The sequence below is a fragment of the Eubacterium sp. 3_1_31 genome, assembly GCF_964249515.1.
GTDB lineage: Bacteria > Bacillota_I > Bacilli_A > Erysipelotrichales > Erysipelotrichaceae > Longicatena > Longicatena caecimuris.
Genome location: NZ_CAXUBY010000040.1, coordinates 1 through 18,654 on the forward strand (window position 1 = coordinate 1; position 18,654 = coordinate 18,654).

Sequence of the window (18,654 nt, forward strand, 5' to 3'; positions counted from 1 at the left end):
CATTTGAAATAACCCCCTAAAGTCTAGACCCCTAAAGTTGCCCCTAAATTTCAGACCCCTAAAGATTTTGGATACCCTTTTCATTTTCCACTAGTATTACAGCTTTTTTCTTAAGCTGGTATATCATCAGTTATCACTGGTTTCTTAATCATCTTATTCAATTTGGTATATGTTACCGCTATTAAGCAAAGGATGATGTCAAAACTAGCTGGCAATCAATCGTTTTCAGCCATCTTGTTTTTAAACAAGATGTTGTTATTTTCGAGCATCTGCAGATAAACAAAGATGTCGTTATTGGTAAAGACACCATCTTTCAGAATGTTTGCTTCTTGTAAAACAGGGTCATTGCCATCTGCAATCAGGATATCCAGATAATGTGCACAGATCGGTCCGCAATCCTCTAAGAAGCTTCGATGAAACAAGCTAGGTGTATGATCAACAGCATAATGCAATATCCCATCAATCTCATACACCGGATGGGTAAAGGTTGTTGGTTGAGAAGATTCAATGGCACAATGTGCATCGCAGCTAACATCAATGATCATCGCATGTGGTTTCATCTTTTTTAGATCACTGAGATACAAAATGTGATCACTTCGTTCAACATCCCATAAAATACAATTTATGATAACATCATATTCCTGAAAATGATGAAGAAATGCTTGTTCAGCCTTACGTGGATAAACATCCACATAAGCACCTAGCTGATACAATATTTGCATAGCTCCTTTTGCTGTGTTGCCATTTCCTAAGATTGCTACTTTCTTCCCTTGAGGAAGTGTTCCGTATAATTGAAAAGCATGTAAAACAGCAGCCTTGCCAGCCAATTCACTGTTTTTATAGAAAACAGCACGACCTTCCTCATACATGTTTTCCCAGGCAAAGGCATTCATTTTTTTACGCATCAGCAATTCTGCGCGTTCTTTGGTTTCGGCAGGATGTACCCAGCCAAACAAAATCGTGCCATCTGCCAGATCCTGTAGATAGCTGGCATCTCCGATTTTTGGGTCGCAGATGATTTGCTTTCTCATCACTTCTTTAGGATCATCTATATGAGCGCCACTAGCTCGATAATCCTCATCTGAAAATCCGCATATCTCTCCATAGCCATGGCAGAGATACAGTTGTTCCTTGTGTTTCATAGATGCGATGTCGCATGGACGTAAAACGCGGCGATGTTCATGTTCTTTTGTCGGAATCATTAATCCTACGGTATTCATGAGATCATCTTCTTTCATGTTGCATCCTTAGTATAACATAGATGAAAACAGAAGGAAAAGAATTCATGAAATCCTTTCGCAAACAGAAAAGGGTATGCTATAATTACTAACAGAATAGAAAGTAGGAATATCATGGAACAAAAAGAAACCTTAGAAGCCGTAGAAACAAAGGAAGTAACGGCGGAATCTGTAGATTTTCAATTTGAAACGGTGTTGAATGAAATCTATCAGGATTTTAAAATTATGGATGAGCATGTAGATGCCGGATTAGATGCACGATTAAAAGAATTGTTGACGCATACCGAAAATGAGTTAACAAGTGAAGAATATATGAAGCTTATGTATATGGAAGGACTGAAGTATGAACAGCAGGAAAATAAAAATGCTGCACGCTTTTGTGCCATGCGCATGCTGAAAATTAAGGAATGCTATGAAAATCCTAAGAAAAAACGTCCGCGTTTTTTGGATATGATTCCTTATACGATACCGGAAGAAATGCTTGAGTTTATTGAGCGTTACACGGATTTTTTGGAAGATACATATAACTTCATCAGTAAACGTTTGTTGTTAATTACTGCTGGTTTAGTTGTTATTATCCTTTTAATCTTTATCCTTGTTTTAAAATTGAATTTTTTAATGTCACTTATAAATGCTGCTTTGATTGGTTTATTGAACTATATCCTACAAAAGCGTCGCTTACCGGATATGTTTCAGAAGAATCAAACTGCAGCAATTGAGCATTATGTAGAGGACGATGTACTTGAGTTTGATCGTCCTGTGCGTTATTCATAAACTTATGGAAGATATCTTTGCAAGGGGATGTCTTCTTTTTTTATACGTTTGTAAAGGTTAGAGCTTATTACGCTCATTGATGATGCTATCCCAGGTCATGCTACCGATGACACCATCGACATTTAAATCATATAAATACTGATATTGCTGTACAGCAGCGACGGTTCTTGGTCCATAGATGCCATCTACCGGAATCGGACGCAGACATTTATTGGTGGCTGCAATTTCATTGAGGTATTCTTGCATTTTAAATACGGAAAGTCCTTGTTGACCGCTGGATAAATAAAAACCACGATTGGCAACCGGAATATTGGTGACGACACCTAATTCACGAAGCTTATCGACAAGAGAATTCCAGGTATTATAATTGATAATACCATCAATTGGTAAGCCGGCATAACGTTGCCATTCCCGTACGGCTGTTTCTGTTAATGGGCCAAAGACACCATCTTGTTTATTCACGGTAGAAATTAGATTCCGTTGTTGCATCATATTCAGATATGCCTGCAGTTTGTTCACACCGATACCGAGGTCACCTCGTTTAATTACATATTGTGTAGCCATTCTTTCATCTCCTTTCCTTATACTATATGTAACATGTGCATATTCATCTCAATGATTGCCTAGAAGCATCGACATGAAGAGAGGAAACAAAGGATGTTTTTAGATGAAAAAGGTTTTTTTTCATTGCTTTGATTCATACACTGTCATGAGGTGAGCATATGAGATTATTCAAGTGGATTGGGTCAGTATTGGTGAGTGTCTTCTTGATGGTAACAGCGGTTACCGCAAAAGAGGAAGGATATTGTGTTGAAGGTAAAGTGTTAGATGAAAAGGGACACCCTGTACAAGGGGCAAGTTTCACTTTATATCAATATGGTGCCGTTATGAAAGATGCTGTTATCACCAATGCCAAAGGAGAATGGAAAATTACAGAATTGCCGGCAGGAGATTATGTGCTGAGTCAAGAAAGCAGCCCTTATGGCTATGAGATGATGGAAAAACCACTAGCGATTTCGTTGCAGCAGGATAAGACACTTGTTGTAGATACAATACGTAATGCGCATATGGAAGGGAGTGTGCGGATATGGTTACAGGATGAAAAGGGAAAAGCCATTGCAAAAATGTCTTTACAAGTGTTAGATGAACAGAACCAGCGTTGCTGTCAGGGGGAAACGAATCAAGAGGGGATGTTTATGGCGGAACATCTTTTTTTAGGTAATTATCGTTTAGCCGTTTTAGATGAGCATTTATATAAGGAGAATGAGGAAGGTCTGCGTTTCACGATGACTTCGAAAAATCATAAGCAGATTCAGAATATTTATTTCCATTTGCAGAAAAAAAGCGGTAATGTTTCTTCCTCACATGACGCGCTTTATTTATTTTTTGGTTTATGTTTAATTGCATGTGGCAGTATCTGGTGGTATTTACATTATCATGGTTTCCAACAATTACGTAAAGATTTTATGTGAGGGAATAAGTCTGTTACATCTTCTTTGCGTAAGTCAGCACCTACATGCGAAACAACTTTTGCAGCTAGCTGATTGGCATAGAAAAGGGCAGTTGGCCAATCCTTTTTCATGTGTCTTAGGGCAAGCAAAGCTCCTATATGGGTATCACCGGCTCCAATCGTATCTTTTACTTGTACACTTGGGGAAGGAATGGTGAATGCTTGCATGCCATCATAGAAATAAACACCATTCGCTCCTAATGTAATGATGATTGGTGCATGACTTTGGGCATAAAGCATTGTGGCAGCTTGTTGAATGCTTGTTGAATGGGTATAGGATAGTGCTTCTTCTTCATTGATATGAAGTAAGGCATGCATGCGTAACAATGCCTGCATGCGCTCTGACGGTATTTTACAAATTCGTGGCCCAGGGGCAAAATAGATAGTCACTTCAGGGTGTTGTTGGAGCCATTCTAAAATATAACGACCACTATCTTCCTCTATTTCTAAACCGCAAATATATACACTGTCAAAGGTATAGGCATTCAGTCTTGTGAACCAAGCTTTCTGAAAGCGATATTCACAGCCATGTAAGGATAAAAAGGTACGTTCACCACTATCCTCAACTAAGCAATAACAACAGCCGTTTTCGTCTTCAACATCTTCGATTATGGAATGCATATGGTTATCATGCAGATGAGTACGTACATAATCTCCATAAATTCCTTTGCCCACAGGCGAAAACAATACATAGGGTTGTTGGAGTACTTGTAACACTTGCGCAGCGTTGTATGCACAACCACCTAATCGCATCGTTTGGGTATACAGATGTACATCTTGTGCTGTTGTGGGAAGTTTAGGTAATGTCAGGATGACATCACAGACACAGGAACCAATGATTCCGATATGCGTTTCTTTCATGAAAATCTCCCTTTACTTTTCTATGCTTATTCGTGTAAGTATTATAGCATAGCTATTAAGGAAAAGAATAGGAAAAGACAGAAAAAGGTGGTATAATTTTACATAGAAATCCTATGTGAGGTGAAACATATGAAAAATAAAACAAAGGCCTTTTTAGCAGGGACAATGTGTACAGGGGGCATTTGGTGGAGCTATCATGAAAATCATACCTTAGATTGTGAAACCTTTGTGTATCAGAATAAAAAGGTACCGAATGCGTTTCATGGCTGTCGCATATTGCATATCTCTGATTTGCATAATACCAGCTTTGGACATTACCAGAAAAAACTGTTAAAAGAAATACAGTTTGCACATGCAGATATCATTGTAATTACCGGTGATTTAATTGATGGAGCAAGAAGCAAGGAAACAAACCTTAGACCTATGAAAGCCCTCATTCAGGAAATTGTACGTATGGCTCCTGTGTATTATGTACCGGGAAATCATGAGGCGAATAGTCCTATTTATTTAACACTGGTTGCATATTTGCGAAAACAAGGCGTTAAGATTTTGGATAATCGCATAGCTTATTTATCAAAGGATGACGATACAATGGCTATCGTAGGTGTGAAAGACCCATATTTTTATGAGGATAGTTCTTCGCAATTTGCACGAACTTTGGTTGAACTGCGCAAAGCGGTTAAAGATGATTTTACGATTTTATTAAGTCATCGTCCGGAATATTTTCCTTGGTATGAAGCTTGTGGCTATCATTTGATTTTTAGTGGTCATGCCCATGGCGGTCAAATAGGAATCGGTCATCGACAGGGATTATTTTCTCCTCATCAAGGATGGAAACCTACTTATTGTGATGGATTGTATCATGGAAAAGACAGTGTGTTAGTTGTCAGCCGTGGATTGGGAAATAGTAAGTTCCCTTTGCGCATTCATAATCATCCGCATTTGATTACGGTCGTATTGTCTCATGGATAACATCTTAGAAACAAATCGCTTAGTATTTCGTAAGTTGTGTTACGATGATATGGATAATTTGAAGAAAACATTGCAGGATGAAGTCGCCATGTATGCTTATGCGCATGCATTTAGTGATGAAGAAGTGGAAGCGTGGCTACAGCGCCAGTTAGCTCGTTATGATGAAGATGGTTTCGGTTTATGGGCGTTGATTAGGAAACATGATGGTAATTTCATAGGACAGTGTGGTTTAACAATACAAGAAATCGATGGTCGAAAGCTACTTGAAATCGGCTATCTGCTACAGCGAGCATATTGGCATCAAGGGTATGCGATTGAAGCAGCGAAAGCAGTGAAGGAATATGCGTTTACCAAACTTCATGCCCCTTGGGTCTTTTCTATCATTCGCGATAATAATGCGGCATCTATCAAGGTTGCAGAACGTAACGGCATGATAAAAACCGGCGTTATCGTTAAGCAGTATTACCATATGGATATGTGCCATTTTGTGTACTGTGCCGAAAATCCATATATTCATAAACGGTGAACAAAAGATAAGAAAAAAAGAAGATAGTATCTTAAGTAAGGAAGTGAACCCTAACGTTTGGATAACCAAACGAAAAGGGTTCTTTTCAGAATACAATAGGTACGATCTTCTTATTTTAGCGTTTTCGCATAGCCGCTAACTTCACCTTTTATCTTTTCAAGAGTATACTAATCGTTATGCGTTACGAATGCTTTGTTTCTAGTAGCATAACAGCTTTTAAAAGGATAAGAATGAAAAGGCAAGTAAACCATGCCAAAAAGGTATATTCTTTTAGCATCACAAAGACTCCTTTTGCAAAAGGTTACGCAATTCATTCTTTTCATGTTCACTTAAAAAGGCAGCTTGCAGCGAAGTTGACAGACAGGCAGCTAAATCTTCTTCCTGAAAATTTTGGTACTTTATCAGATAAGCATATTCTTTATCTAGGTCGGTATGTGAAATGGTCATATTATCGGTATTGATTGTGATAGGAATGCCATAGGAGAGATATTGATGAATAGGATGTGCCTCATACGATGCTGTGACTTCACATTGTACATTACTGGTAATACAGACTTCTAGCGGTATTTGTTGATCTCTTAATAAAGCCATGACTTCTTCATCTTGCAAGGCACTTGTCCCATGCCCAATCCTTGATGCTCCAAAGGCAATGGCGGTTTTAATGTTTTCTGGACCATAACTTTCACCAGCATGAATGGTCAAGGGAATTTGATAAGAGCGTGCCAAAGCAAATAATTGTTTGAAATCTATCATCGGGGCTAACCCTTCTGCACCGGCTAAATCAAGGGCAACGACGCCATCCTTAAGATAGCGGTGACATAAATGCACAGTTTCTACATTCGCCTGATGTGTTAGCGATTCTTCACCAAGTACCATCATACATAAAATGAAATTTACTTTAAGTTGCGAAAAGCGCAAGGCACAATCTTTTCGTGCCTGCAATAAGATTTCAACTACACGCTGTTGTGATAAACCACCTCGCGTATGCTGTTGTGGAGCAAAGCGGATTTCAGCATAGATAAGACCTTGATTAGCTAAGTTTTCGATGCACGCACACATGCCAAAGTATAACGCTTCCGGTGTCTGTAATAAAGCCAGCGGTGTATCAAAACGTGCTAAATAATCGTACAGGGAATGACAATCAGCATCTACCTGCATCCGTTTTTGAAAGGCTTTTTCATCTAGTTTTTGTAAGGATGGGTGTTGCTTTGCCAAAGTATACGCATATGCTAAGGGTAAAGAACCATCAAAGTGTAAATGTAAGTCTATTTTCTTATGTGTAAACATAACCAGTGCTCCTTTTTCTTAAAACTATTTCTATTTTACCATGAATTGCCAGCATATTTCACATATACGCAGGCAAATTGCTGAAAAAGGGAGCCCTTTATTGCTTTCTGTTTCAAATCTTACTATAATAAGAACAGTGAGGTAACAAGATGATTCAAGTATATATTGATGCAGAATTTGATGCAGTGCGCTATCAGAAACGCTTTGAACAGGCGGTCATCAGTTTTGGTGCTGTGGCTTGTCGACAAAAACAGATGTTAGATACGTTTTACACATTAGTACGGCCAAGATATTTTCGCCATTTGACACCTGTTGTAAAAAAGATGACGCATTTAAAAGATAAAGAAATTTTAGCTGCTGAGCCCTTGGAAGTGGTCACAGAGCATTTTTTATCATGGTTGCAACGCTTTGGTGAGTTAGCCGATATTCAGTTATACAGCTGTGGGCCGGATGATCGCAGAACATTAATGAAAAATTGTGCTATTCATCATATTGATGGTGCACTGTTTGATCGTATTCAAGATTTACAAAAAGAAATATCCGCAACCGTAAAATTTCAAAATAAGATTATTTCTCCAAGCTTATCTTTGGATGATATGAAGCTGATCTATGATATTCAGGGGGCTGTTGATCATAATGCATTAAATGATGCGAAAGATCTGATGTATATTCATCAACGTTATTTAGATGGTAATGCACAAAATGCTCAGCGTATCTTGGATATAGTAAATCGTAAAGAGGCTAAACAACAGGAAGTGCGACGGAAACAAAATGAACGATTGCGGACCATGATGATTCAGCAATTTCAAAAATATCCAAAAGAATTCGTGAAGATACCTTTATTGCCGGAAGTAATAGAGCAGTTTCAACTTTGGGAGGACAGAGAAACAAGAACTCATATGCATTGGAAACGGAAAAAGTTTATCCAGGGCGAAATGTGTTATCCATATGACGAATTGCAATTATGGATGAAAATTGATTTGCAGGATGAAATGCCAAGCGTATCTTTACGTTTTCTACATCGTCAAAAAGATGTTGTAAAAAAAATATCCACTGCATTATCGCAATGCTACGATGGTTGAAGCAATCTTAAAGCGGGTGTTAGCATGATGGATTCATCCATACAGCGAAAGATTTATATAGAAGGAGCTAAGCTGAAGCTTTATGTCAATGATTTAAAAAAGCAGTTAGAGCAGTTGCAGCATGCGCCTTTTTGGGATAGAAATCCATATATTCGCAGTAACCAGGCCAAAAAACATTTACAGGCACTAAACCAAAGTGTCGAACAATGTGTAGATGCTTTATTATCTTATACGGCATTGTTAAGTACGAGTGGCCTTTGTGCTAAAAAAGAGTTGCATGCTTATTTCTTCATGTATGATTTTTTATTTCAATTTCATGATGATATAATAAGACAAGAATATGCCCATCGCTTATTGACGCGAGATGTGGAGCTTACATCACGTTTTCATGAATTTTTCCGCTATAGTGAGCAATTTATTGCCAATCAAGAAAAAAAGTACAAGATACTGGCAAATGATGAAACAGAAATGCTATATAATAAAAGATAGTAAAGGAATGGAAGAACGTTTCTTAATAGACCATATAGGAAAGGATCTATCTGTGTTATAAAAAGACATTCAAAAATAATAGAAAGAAATGGTAGGGCATGCGATATCCGTATCGTTAAGAAGATACGCATCAAAAAAGGAAGTGATTCAGAAAGCTTAAAATGCAGTGTAGAAATAAGATGAGCTAATGTGCGTATGAATTTCATAAAAAAATTCTTGTAATCTTGATGATATATGGTAAAATTATCAATAGAAAAAGGTCCTTTAAAATAATCCAGAGAGGTTATGAAGGAAAGATAACTGGAGATAGTGATGTAAGGCCCTTTTGTATGCAAAAGGGCTTTTTTTAAAGCCATGGAGGTTAGGTTATGAACAAAAACAGTTTGTTAAGAATCTGCGATTTAACAAAAGAAGAGATTTTTGATATTCTCCATGATGCTGAAGCGTTTTCGTGTTCCCAATCAGATTGGCAATTTCCTCGTCGTACGTTGATTGCTAATCTTTTTTTTGAACCAAGCACACGAACGCACTTCTCATTTGCATCAGCACAGCATCAATTAGGAGCAAGCGTGGAAAACTTCACCGCACAGGGAAGCAGCGTTGAAAAAGGAGAATCCTTATACGATACCGTAAAGACATTTGAAAGCATTGGCTTTGATGCGCTTGTTATTCGCCATAGTCAGGATGAATACTTTAAAGAATTGGAAAATATTCAAATTCCAATCTTAAATGCAGGTGATGGCTGTGGGAATCATCCAACCCAATGCTTATTGGATTTATTAACGATCTATCAAGAATTTCATACCTTTGAAGGTATTAAGGTTGCCGTGATTGGTGATGTAAAGCATTCCCGTGTTGCCAACAGCATCAAGGAAGCAATGGACATGCTTGGCGGAGAAGTTTGTTTCAGCGGTCCTAAGGAATGGGTAGAAACCGATGCTTCTTATAAAGATATAAATGAAGCTGTGCAATGGGCAGATGTTGTTATGATGCTGCGCATTCAGCATGAACGCCATCAAGAAACCATGAAGATGAGCAAGGAAGAATACTTGCAAAACTATGGTTTGACAAAGGAAAGAGCGGCCATGATGAAGCCAAATGCGATTATCATGCATCCTGCACCGGTCAATCGCGGTGTGGAAATTGACAGTGACTTGGTAGAAGCTAAAAACAGCCGCATCTTTCAGCAGATGAGCAATGGTGTGCTGGTACGTAAGGCTGTTGTGAAACGCGCGTTAGGCTATGCGCCATTTGATCGCTAGGAGGAAGCATATGAAACTGATAAAAAATGGCTATTTGCTGTTGGATAACGAGTTAAAGAAAGCAGAAATGCTTTTTGATGAAACCGGGATCAAACAGATAGCAGAACATATTGATGATACTGAGGCGGAAGTGATTGATGCCGCAGGACATGCGGTATTGCCAGGTTTGATCGATGCACATGTGCATTTGCGAGAACCGGGTTATACGCATAAGGAAACGATTCAAAGCGGCACCAAGGCAGCTGCCCATGGTGGTTTTACAACGATCATGGCGATGCCCAATGTCATCCCTTATCCGGATAATGTTGATACGATGACTGCCTACTTAGCAAAAATCAAACAGGATGCACTTGTTCATGTACTGCCATATGCTTGTATCACAAAAGGGGAAGCCAGCAAGGAAGTCGTAGATATGAAAGGACTGAGTGCCATGGGCATTCATGCTTTCTCTGATGATGGTGTTGGTGTGGCAACAGCGGAAATGATGAAACAAGCGATGCAGGCATGCAAGGAAGTAGATGGTATGATCGTGGCACATACGGAAGATATGCGCTATCGCAGACCAAAGGCTTGTATGCATGAAGGCATTCGCAATCAAGAACTGCATCTATTAGGGATTCCCAGTGCTTGTGAATATGCGCAGATGAAACGTGATTTAGACTTAGCGAAAGCTATCGGTTGTCGCTATCATGTGTGTCATATGAGCGCGAAGGAAAGTGTTGCCTATTTAAAAGAATATAAAGCTCTTGGTGTGGATTGCAGTGGTGAAGTAACCACACATCACTTGTTGCTAAATGAGATGGATGTTGAAGGTCCTAACCATAAGATGAATCCACCGCTGCGCAGCGAAGAAGATCGCCAAGCACTGATTCAAGGCTTGCTGGATGGCACGATTGATTTTATCGCTAACGATCATGCCCCTCATGCAGAAGCAGAAAAACAAAAAGGTATGGAAGAGGCACCCTTTGGCATCGTCGCCTTAGAAACCGCCTTCCCCTTACTATATACGAAATTTGTGAAAGAAGAAAAACGCTTTACCTTAGGACAGCTCGTGTATTGGATGAGTGAAGCTGTAGCAAAACGTTTCCGCTTAAAGCGCAAAGGTAAATTAGCCGTAGGCTATGACGCTGATTTCATCCTTGTAGATCTGGAAAGCTATCACAAGGTGGACAAAGACAAGTTTTATTCGAAAGGTAAGAACACACCATTTGACGGTGTAGAGGCAGCAGGCTGGGTCATCCAGACCTTCTGCAATGGAACCTGTGTGTATGAACACAAGAAGGAGGAATTCGCATGAAAAAAAGACGCTTGATTTTAGAAGATGGCAGTGTGTATGAAGGAATTGCTTTTGGCGCTGACAATTATCGTATGGGAGAATTGATCTTTCAGACTGGTATGAGCGGTTATCAGGAAATCATTTCTGATTTATCGTATTATGGACAAATCGTTATGATGACGTATCCGGCAATGGGCAACTGCGGTATCAACCGCGATGATTTTGAAAGTATTTCCCCTATGGTATTTGGCTTTGTTGTAAAAGAATACTGTGAAGAGCCTAGTAACTTTCGCAGTGATATGACGTTAGATGCCTTCATGAAATTAAAAGGTATCCCGGGTATTGCCGATATTGACACTCGTGAAATTACGCGTAAGATCAGAGATCATGGTACTTTAAAGGCAATCATGGCAGATGAAGATGCAAATGTGGAAGAAGTTGTTGCCATGCTGAAAAATAGCGAATTGCCTCATGATGGAGTACAGCAGGTATCTACGCAAAAACCATTCCCGATTCCATCACGTGGCGCAAAGGTTGTCATGGTGGATATCGGAACGAAGTTTGCGGTCATCCGTGAATTTAACATGCGTGGCTGTGACTTGGTTGTTGTGCCTTACAATATGAGTGCTGAGGATATCTTAGCAATCCATCCGGATGGTGTAGTCTTCAGCGGTGGCCCTGGGGCACCGGAAGATATTCCGGAAACGATTGCAACCTGCAAAGCTTTATTAGGCAAGCTGCCAATGTTGGGCATTGGTTTAGGTCATGAAGTGATCGCTTGTGCATGTGGCGCAAAAGTCGTTAAGATGAAGGTTGGCCATCATGGCAATAGTTCACCGGTACGTAACTTAAAGAAAAATAAAATTGAGTTTACGGCGCAAAACCATGGCTATGAGATTGCGGAAGATTCCCTTATCGGAACCGGCTTGATCGTGACTTATAAGGCATTAAATGATAATTCGATTGAAGGTTGTGAACATGAAACTTATCCATTGCTGTCTTTCTCCTTTGAACCAGAGGCTGCTCCAGGAGCAGATGACTGCAATTATATATTTGATGATTTCTGCAAGATGATGCAGGAAAGGAGTGCTGAATAGAATGCCAAAGAGAACAGATATTAAGAAAATCATGGTGATTGGTTCTGGACCAATCGTCATCGGACAGGCGGCAGAATTTGATTATGCCGGCACACAGGCTTGTACCTCTTTGCGTGAGGAAGGCTATGAAGTCGTTTTGATTAACTCTAACCCTGCAACGATCATGACCGATTCAGTCATTGCGGATCGTGTTTACATTGAACCATTAACACTGGAATTTGCCAGCCGTATCATCTATAAAGAACGTCCGGATGCTATTTTGGGTAGCTTAGGTGGACAGACCGGCTTGAATCTGGTCGTTGAATTGGCAGAAAGCGGCATCTTAGATGAATACCATGTGGAAGTTTTAGGTACGGCATTGGATGCTATTGAAAAAGCCGAAGACCGTGATAAATTCCGTGAACTGATGTATGAAATCGGTGAACCGGTACCGGAAAGTGTCATTGTGCATACCATTGAAGAAGCCGTTGACTTCGCAAATATAAACGGTTATCCGGTTGTTGTACGTCCAGCCTTTACCTTAGGTGGTACCGGTGGTGGTTTTGCGCACAGTGAAGCAGAACTACGTACGATTTGTGATAATGGTTTAAAGATTTCTCCGGTACATCAGTGTCTGATTGAACAAAGCATTGCGGGCTATAAAGAAATCGAATACGAAGTTATGCGTGATAATGCAGATAATGCCATCGTTGTCTGCAACATGGAAAATGTGGATCCAGTTGGTATTCATACCGGGGATTCTATCGTTGTAGCACCGACGCAGACCTTAACCGATCGTGAATGTGGCATCATGCGTGCATCTGCTTTAAAGATCATTCGCGCCTTAAAGATTTGCGGTGGTTGTAACGTCCAGTTGGCCTTAGATCCAAATTCCTTTAAATACTATGTGATCGAGGTCAATCCGCGTGTTTCACGTTCCAGTGCCTTAGCAAGTAAGGCAACCGGTTATCCAATTGCCAAACTAGCTGCGAAGGTTGCGGTTGGTCTGACACTGGATGAAATCATCAATCCGGTTACGCAGACAAGCTATGCCTGTGTAGAACCATGCATCGACTATGTTGTTGCGAAATTCCCACGCTTTGCCTTTGATAAATTCCCAAAAGGGGATCGTACCTTAGGTACGCAGATGAAGGCAACCGGTGAGGTCATGTCCATTGGACGTACCTTTGATGAAGCTATCTTAAAAGCCATCCGTTCTCTTGAAATGAAGACCGATCATCTGGAACAAAAGGATGTCAATGCCTTAAGTGAAGAAGAGCTGTGGAAGAAGTTAGAACGCAGTGATGATGAACGTATCTATGTCATTACCGCTCTATTAAGAAGAGGCGCTAGTGTAGAGGATATCTTTAACGTAACGAAGATGGATCGCTATTTCTTAAATCGTTTCAAAAATATCGTTGCCTATGAAGAAGTCATCGCTGCCCATAAAGGGGATTTAGAAGTCTTACGATATGCGAAGAAAATGGGCTTTGCGGATAGCTATATCGCCAGAAAATGGGAGATGAGCGAGCGTGAAGTATATGAACTGCGCAAACAGCATCAGATCATTCCGGTATATAAGAATGTGGATACCTGTGCCGGAGAGTATGTATCCCATACCCCATACTTATATTCTACGTATGAGCATGAAAACGAAAGTATCTCCAGCAATAATAAGAAGATCATCGTGTTAGGAAGTGGTCCTATCCGTATCGGACAGGGTGTCGAATTTGACTATGCGACGGTGCATTGTGTAAAGACTTTACGTGAATGTGGTTATGAAGCCATCGTTATTAACAACAATCCGGAAACAGTATCGACGGATTACTCCATTTCCGATAAATTATATTTTGAACCATTGACGATTGAAGATGTTATGCACATCATCGATCTGGAACAGCCATTAGGTGTCATTGTGCAGTTCGGTGGACAGACCGCTATCAACTTAGCCGATAAGCTGGTAGAACGCGGTGTGAAGATCTTAGGTACTTCTTTAGAAAATATCGACCGTGCCGAAGATCGTCATGAATTTGAAGAAATGCTGCATAAGCTAGATATTCCACAACCAATGGGAGAAACGGCGGTAACGGTAGAAGAAGCCTTGGTGATCGCGAATAAAATCGGATATCCGGTATTAGTGCGTCCAAGCTATGTATTAGGTGGCCGTGCCATGGAAATCGTGCATAACGATGATGACTTGAAGATATACATGGCAACTGCGGTAAAGGAAATCAGTCATGATGCCCCAATCTTGGTAGATAAATATATCGTTGGTAAAGAGATGGAAATTGATGCTATCTGTGATGGTGAGCATGTGTATATTCCAGGTATCATGGAACATATCGAGCGTGCCGGTGTCCATTCCGGTGACTCAATCTCCGTTTATCCAGCACCAACAGCTTCTCAAAAGGTGAAGGATACGATCATTGAGTATGCCATCCGCATCGGAAAAGGTTTCCACTTCATCGGCTTATACAATATTCAGTTCATTGTTGATAAAGATGAGAAAGTGTATGTGCTGGAAGTAAATCCACGTTCTTCTCGTACCGTACCATTCTTATCTAAGATTACCGGTGTACCAATGAGTTATGTGGCAACCCGCTGTGTACTTGGCCATTCCTTAAAAGAACAGGGCTATGAAGAAGGCGTACATCCAGAAGGTGAACGTGTCTTTGTAAAAGCACCAGTCTTCTCTTTCGCCAAACTGCGCAGTGTTGATACAACCTTAGGTCCAGAAATGAAATCAACCGGAGAAGCACTTGGTGGGGATGATACATTAGAGAAAGCTTTATATAAGGCACTGTTGGCAAGTGGAGTGAAGATTCCTTTGCATGGCAATGTCTTATTGACGGTTGCGGATGCGGATAAGCAGGAAGGCTTAAAGATAGCGAAGCGTTTCTCAAACATCGGCTATGGTATCTATGCGACCAAGGGTACAGCAAATCTCTTAAAAGAAAACGGTATTTATGTACGTACCGTAAATAAAGTAAATGAAGCAGAAGGCGAGAATGTGGTAGATGTCATTCGTAAAGGACGTATCAATTATGTCATCAACACAATGAGCATTTCCAAGACCGCTAATCAGGATGGCTTTGAAATTCGTCGTGCCGCTGCTGAAAACAACATCAGCTGTTTCACGTCACTGGATACGGCAAATGCCATTCTGCGTGTACTGGAGGCACAGACCTTCACAACCATTTCTATGAACGAATTGGAGGATTAAGATGCAGGAAGAAAAAGGAATTATCCAAAGTAATGAAAAAATTGCCAAAGATACCTACCGCATGAAAATTGCGGCAGGTATGGCAAAGGATATGAAACCCGGACAATTTGTGAATATCAAGATTGATGGCTATATGCTGCGTCGTCCTATCAGTATCTCCAGCATTGAGGCGGATGGCTTTGTTATCGTCTATAAGGTCGTTGGCGATGGCACTTTAGCCTTAGCTAAGAAACATGCGCATCATACCATTGATGTCTTCGGACCTTTAGGCAGCAGCTATCCGATTCATGAAAATCGCAATGAAGTCTTATTGATCGGAGGAGGCGTTGGTGTGCCGCCGCTGTATGAATTAGCGAAACAATATCGTGTGTTACGTAAGGAAGTACATGTTGTCTTAGGATTTAATGATAAGGACAGCATCTTCTATGAACAGGAATTTAAAGCCTTAGGCTGTCATGTCGTTGTAGCTACGATGGATGGCTCCTATGGTGTAAAAGGAACGGTCATGGATGCCATTCAGGCTCATGCCATTACTTGTGATTTTACTTATAGCTGTGGTCCGCGTCCGATGTTAAAGGCGATAGAAGCTGCTTATCAAAAAGGATATATGTCTTTTGAAAGCCGTATGGCATGTGGTATTGGGGCATGTATGGCTTGTGTGGCAAAGGATAAAAAAGAAGCCGACTTATATCATCGCATCTGTAAGGAAGGACCGGTATTCCCAATCGGAAAGGTGGAATTCTAATGGATCTACATGTAAAACTGCCAGGATTAAACCTGAAGAATCCGATTATTCCAGCGAGCGGCTGTTTTGGCTTTGGCCGTGAATTTGCGGAATTATATGATTTAAGCTTACTGGGAGGCATTGCGATAAAGAGTGCTACCCCACAGAAACGTTTTGGTAATCCGACACCACGCGTTGCGGAAACACCAAGTGGCATGTTAAATGCCATTGGTTTACAAAATCCCGGTGTCGATGTTATCTTGGAAAAAGAACTGCCATGGCTGGCACAGTTTGATACGGAAATCATTGCCAATGTAGCAGGTGCCAGTGAAGAAGAATACGTTGAGGTCATTGAGAAACTGAATGCTTCACAGGTTGTTAAAGCTTATGAATTAAATATCAGTTGCCCGAATGTTAAACATGGCGGTATCGGTTTAGGCACAACACCTGAACTGGCTGCCAAAGTAACCAAAATGGCCAAAGCAGCAGCGAATAAGCCGGTCTACGTGAAATTATCTCCGAATGTTACCAACATTGTCGAGATTGCGAAAGCGGTAGAAGAAGCGGGAGCCGATGGCTTGGTCATGATCAATACGATGATGGGCATGCGCTTAGATTTGCATACCGGAAAACCAATCTTGGCGAATGTTACCGGAGGCTTAAGTGGACCTGCTATCAAACCGGTAGCCATTCGTATGGTGTATCAGGTAGCCCAGGCTGTTAACATCCCGATCATCGGAGTTGGGGGTATTACCAGAGCAGAAGATGTCTTAGAATTCTTATATGCCGGGGCAAGTGCTGTTGAAGTTGGCATGCAGAACTTTATTGATCCTTACTGTTGTGTTAAAATAATTGAAGAGTTGCCAAAGGTTCTTGAAACCTATGGGGTAAACAGTTTACAAGAAGCTGTAGGAAGGAGTTTTAAGTAATGAGCAGAACGATGGTAGCATTGGATTTTTCAAAAAAAGAAGATGTGATGAATTTTCTTGATAAGTTTGATAAACCTATCTATGTAAAGGTTGGAATGGAATTGACCTATGCGTTTGGTTTTGAAATGATTCGTGAAATCAAGGCAAGAGGGCATAAAATCTTTCTTGATTTGAAATTGCACGATATTCCAAACACGGTAAAAAACGGAATGAAGAATCTGGCAAAGCTGGATGTGGATGTGGTAAACTTGCATGCGGCCGGTGGCAGTGCGATGATGAAGGCAGCCATGGAAGGCTTAAACGAAGGAGCTGTCAATGGCAAACGTCCTTTGTGTATCGCAGTCACACAGTTAACCAGCACTTCACAGGAAGCTATGAATGAAGAATTGTTGATTCCCGGAGATGTGAAGGATGTCGTTATTTCCTATGCTAAATTGGCAAAGGAAAGCGGCTTAGACGGTGTGGTTTGTTCCGTGCATGAAGCACGAGCCATTCATGAAGCATGCGGGGCTGACTTTTTAACGGTAACCCCAGGCATTCGTTTAAGCTCTGATTCTAAGGATGATCAAAAACGTGTGGCTACTCCACAGTTTGCCAAAGAAGAAGGCTGTGACTATATCGTCGTAGGCCGCAGTATCACCAAGAGTGAAGATCCATATAAGACATATAACGAAATAGAAGCAATCATGGAGGGAAAATAAGATGAGCATAGAAAAAACAGTTGCGAAAAACCTGTTAGATATTAAGGCAGTATCCTTACAGCCAAATGATCCATTCACTTGGGCAAGCGGTATTAAAAGTCCCATCTACTGTGACAACCGTTTGGTATTATCCTTTCCTGAAAAACGCAGTGTCGTTGTACAGGGCTTTGTTGAATTGATTCAGAAAGAATACAGTGAAGCAGAAGTCATCGTTGGTACAGCTACTGCCGGTATTCCTTGGGGTGCAATGGTTGCGGATAAGATGGAAAAACCATTTGGCTATGTACGTAGTTCCAATAAGACACATGGCAAAGGAAATAAGATCGAAGGAAAGATCGAAAAAGGTGCGAAAGTCGTTGTTGTAGAAGATTTAATTTCTACCGGTGGTTCCGTAAAGGATGTCATCTTATCTTTGCGTGAAGCAGGTGCTGAGGTATTGGGTGTTGTGGCTATCTTTACCTATCTGTTACCAGCAAGCAGTGAATTGTTTGATTCTATCGCATGCAGCTTTAAGACATTAAGTAACTATGATGTCTTGATTGATGTAGCTTTAGAAAATGCGTACATCAAGGAAAATGATCTTGAAAAATTAAAAGCATGGAAAAAAGATCCAAAAGATGAATCTTGGATGAAGAAGTAAAGCAAAGGGGCATAGCACTATTTGATAGCGTCTATGCCTTTTTGGTGGAAAAAAGAAATGTAAGTCCTTACATGTAAGGCAAGC

Annotated in this window: 18 protein-coding genes; 14 read left to right on the top strand and 4 right to left on the bottom strand. The window is 40.5% G+C overall.

What is annotated here, in order from left to right:
- Positions 1-215 precede the first annotated feature (215 nt).
- Positions 216-1,238 carry a N(5)-(carboxyethyl)ornithine synthase gene (locus ACESSZ_RS13135; RefSeq protein WP_008687777.1) on the bottom strand — a complete coding sequence of 341 codons (1,023 nt, stop codon included), beginning with the start codon at positions 1,236-1,238 and terminating at the stop codon, positions 216-218.
- A 114-nt stretch (positions 1,239-1,352) separates the two neighbouring features.
- On the opposite strand from ACESSZ_RS13135, the gene ACESSZ_RS13140 reads away from it, so the two are divergent.
- The gene (locus ACESSZ_RS13140) at positions 1,353-2,012 is read left to right on the top strand and encodes a hypothetical protein (RefSeq protein WP_008687778.1); all 660 of its coding nucleotides are present in this window, start codon (positions 1,353-1,355) and stop codon (positions 2,010-2,012) included.
- Between the two features lie 57 nt (positions 2,013-2,069).
- Here ACESSZ_RS13140 and ACESSZ_RS13145 read toward each other — a convergent pair whose 3' ends face one another.
- Positions 2,070-2,576 (bottom strand): peptidoglycan-binding domain-containing protein, encoded by a 507-nt coding sequence (locus ACESSZ_RS13145; RefSeq protein WP_128125172.1) that lies wholly within the window; start codon positions 2,574-2,576, stop codon positions 2,070-2,072.
- A 158-nt stretch (positions 2,577-2,734) separates the two neighbouring features.
- On the opposite strand from ACESSZ_RS13145, the gene ACESSZ_RS13150 reads away from it, so the two are divergent.
- On the top strand, positions 2,735-3,484 hold the full coding sequence (locus tag ACESSZ_RS13150; RefSeq protein ID WP_119983638.1) for an MSCRAMM family protein: 750 nt from the start codon (positions 2,735-2,737) through the stop codon (positions 3,482-3,484).
- Here the strand turns inward: ACESSZ_RS13150 and ACESSZ_RS13155 are convergent.
- On the bottom strand, positions 3,448-4,383 hold the full coding sequence (locus ACESSZ_RS13155) for a PfkB family carbohydrate kinase (protein ID WP_128125171.1): 936 nt from the start codon (positions 4,381-4,383) through the stop codon (positions 3,448-3,450). The two genes, ACESSZ_RS13150 and ACESSZ_RS13155, sit on opposite strands and share 37 nt — an antisense overlap.
- 129 nt (positions 4,384-4,512) lie before the next feature.
- On the opposite strand from ACESSZ_RS13155, the gene ACESSZ_RS13160 reads away from it, so the two are divergent.
- Together ACESSZ_RS13160 and ACESSZ_RS13165 are read left to right on the top strand one after the other, a co-directional pair.
- Positions 4,513-5,355, top strand: coding sequence for a metallophosphoesterase (locus tag ACESSZ_RS13160; protein ID WP_412596877.1), 843 nt, complete (start codon positions 4,513-4,515; stop codon positions 5,353-5,355).
- Positions 5,348-5,881 carry a GNAT family N-acetyltransferase gene (locus ACESSZ_RS13165; RefSeq protein ID WP_119983635.1) on the top strand — a complete coding sequence of 178 codons (534 nt, stop codon included), beginning with the start codon at positions 5,348-5,350 and terminating at the stop codon, positions 5,879-5,881. The genes ACESSZ_RS13160 and ACESSZ_RS13165 overlap by 8 nt, the downstream gene beginning before the upstream one ends.
- A gap of 276 nt (positions 5,882-6,157) precedes the next feature.
- Here ACESSZ_RS13165 and add read toward each other — a convergent pair whose 3' ends face one another.
- Complete coding sequence (gene add, locus ACESSZ_RS13170) at positions 6,158-7,168, bottom strand: adenosine deaminase (protein WP_128125170.1); 1,011 nt, start codon at positions 7,166-7,168, stop codon at positions 6,158-6,160.
- A 149-nt stretch (positions 7,169-7,317) separates the two neighbouring features.
- On the opposite strand from add, the gene ACESSZ_RS13175 reads away from it, so the two are divergent.
- The 10 genes from ACESSZ_RS13175 to pyrE all read left to right on the top strand — a co-directional run bounded on the left by ACESSZ_RS13175 (position 7,318) and on the right by pyrE (position 18,570).
- Complete coding sequence (locus ACESSZ_RS13175; RefSeq protein ID WP_499842832.1) at positions 7,318-8,250, top strand: exonuclease domain-containing protein; 933 nt, start codon at positions 7,318-7,320, stop codon at positions 8,248-8,250.
- A 24-nt stretch (positions 8,251-8,274) separates the two neighbouring features.
- Positions 8,275-8,739 (top strand): hypothetical protein, encoded by a 465-nt coding sequence (locus tag ACESSZ_RS13180; RefSeq protein WP_008978603.1) that lies wholly within the window; start codon positions 8,275-8,277, stop codon positions 8,737-8,739.
- Positions 8,740-9,107: 368 nt separating this feature from the next.
- On the top strand, positions 9,108-10,001 hold the full coding sequence (locus ACESSZ_RS13185) for an aspartate carbamoyltransferase catalytic subunit (RefSeq protein WP_128125168.1): 894 nt from the start codon (positions 9,108-9,110) through the stop codon (positions 9,999-10,001).
- Between the two features lie 10 nt (positions 10,002-10,011).
- The gene (locus ACESSZ_RS13190; RefSeq protein ID WP_128125167.1) at positions 10,012-11,298 is read left to right on the top strand and encodes a dihydroorotase; all 1,287 of its coding nucleotides are present in this window, start codon (positions 10,012-10,014) and stop codon (positions 11,296-11,298) included.
- Complete coding sequence (locus ACESSZ_RS13195) at positions 11,295-12,374, top strand: glutamine-hydrolyzing carbamoyl-phosphate synthase small subunit (RefSeq protein WP_128125166.1); 1,080 nt, start codon at positions 11,295-11,297, stop codon at positions 12,372-12,374. The genes ACESSZ_RS13190 and ACESSZ_RS13195 overlap by 4 nt, the downstream gene beginning before the upstream one ends.
- A gap of 1 nt (position 12,375) precedes the next feature.
- Entirely contained in the window at positions 12,376-15,576 is a 3,201-nt protein-coding gene (carB, locus tag ACESSZ_RS13200; protein WP_132224913.1) for a carbamoyl-phosphate synthase large subunit, read from the top strand.
- Position 15,577: 1 nt separating this feature from the next.
- Positions 15,578-16,321 carry a dihydroorotate dehydrogenase electron transfer subunit gene (locus ACESSZ_RS13205; protein ID WP_128125165.1) on the top strand — a complete coding sequence of 248 codons (744 nt, stop codon included), beginning with the start codon at positions 15,578-15,580 and terminating at the stop codon, positions 16,319-16,321.
- Entirely contained in the window at positions 16,321-17,229 is a 909-nt protein-coding gene (locus ACESSZ_RS13210) for a dihydroorotate dehydrogenase (RefSeq protein ID WP_132224911.1), read from the top strand. Before ACESSZ_RS13205 ends, ACESSZ_RS13210 begins: the two co-directional genes overlap by 1 nt.
- Positions 17,229-17,930 (top strand): orotidine-5'-phosphate decarboxylase, encoded by a 702-nt coding sequence (gene pyrF, locus ACESSZ_RS13215; protein WP_008687803.1) that lies wholly within the window; start codon positions 17,229-17,231, stop codon positions 17,928-17,930. The genes ACESSZ_RS13210 and pyrF overlap by 1 nt, the downstream gene beginning before the upstream one ends.
- A gap of 1 nt (position 17,931) precedes the next feature.
- Positions 17,932-18,570 carry an orotate phosphoribosyltransferase gene (pyrE, locus tag ACESSZ_RS13220; RefSeq protein WP_008687805.1) on the top strand — a complete coding sequence of 213 codons (639 nt, stop codon included), beginning with the start codon at positions 17,932-17,934 and terminating at the stop codon, positions 18,568-18,570.
- Positions 18,571-18,654 lie beyond the last annotated feature (84 nt).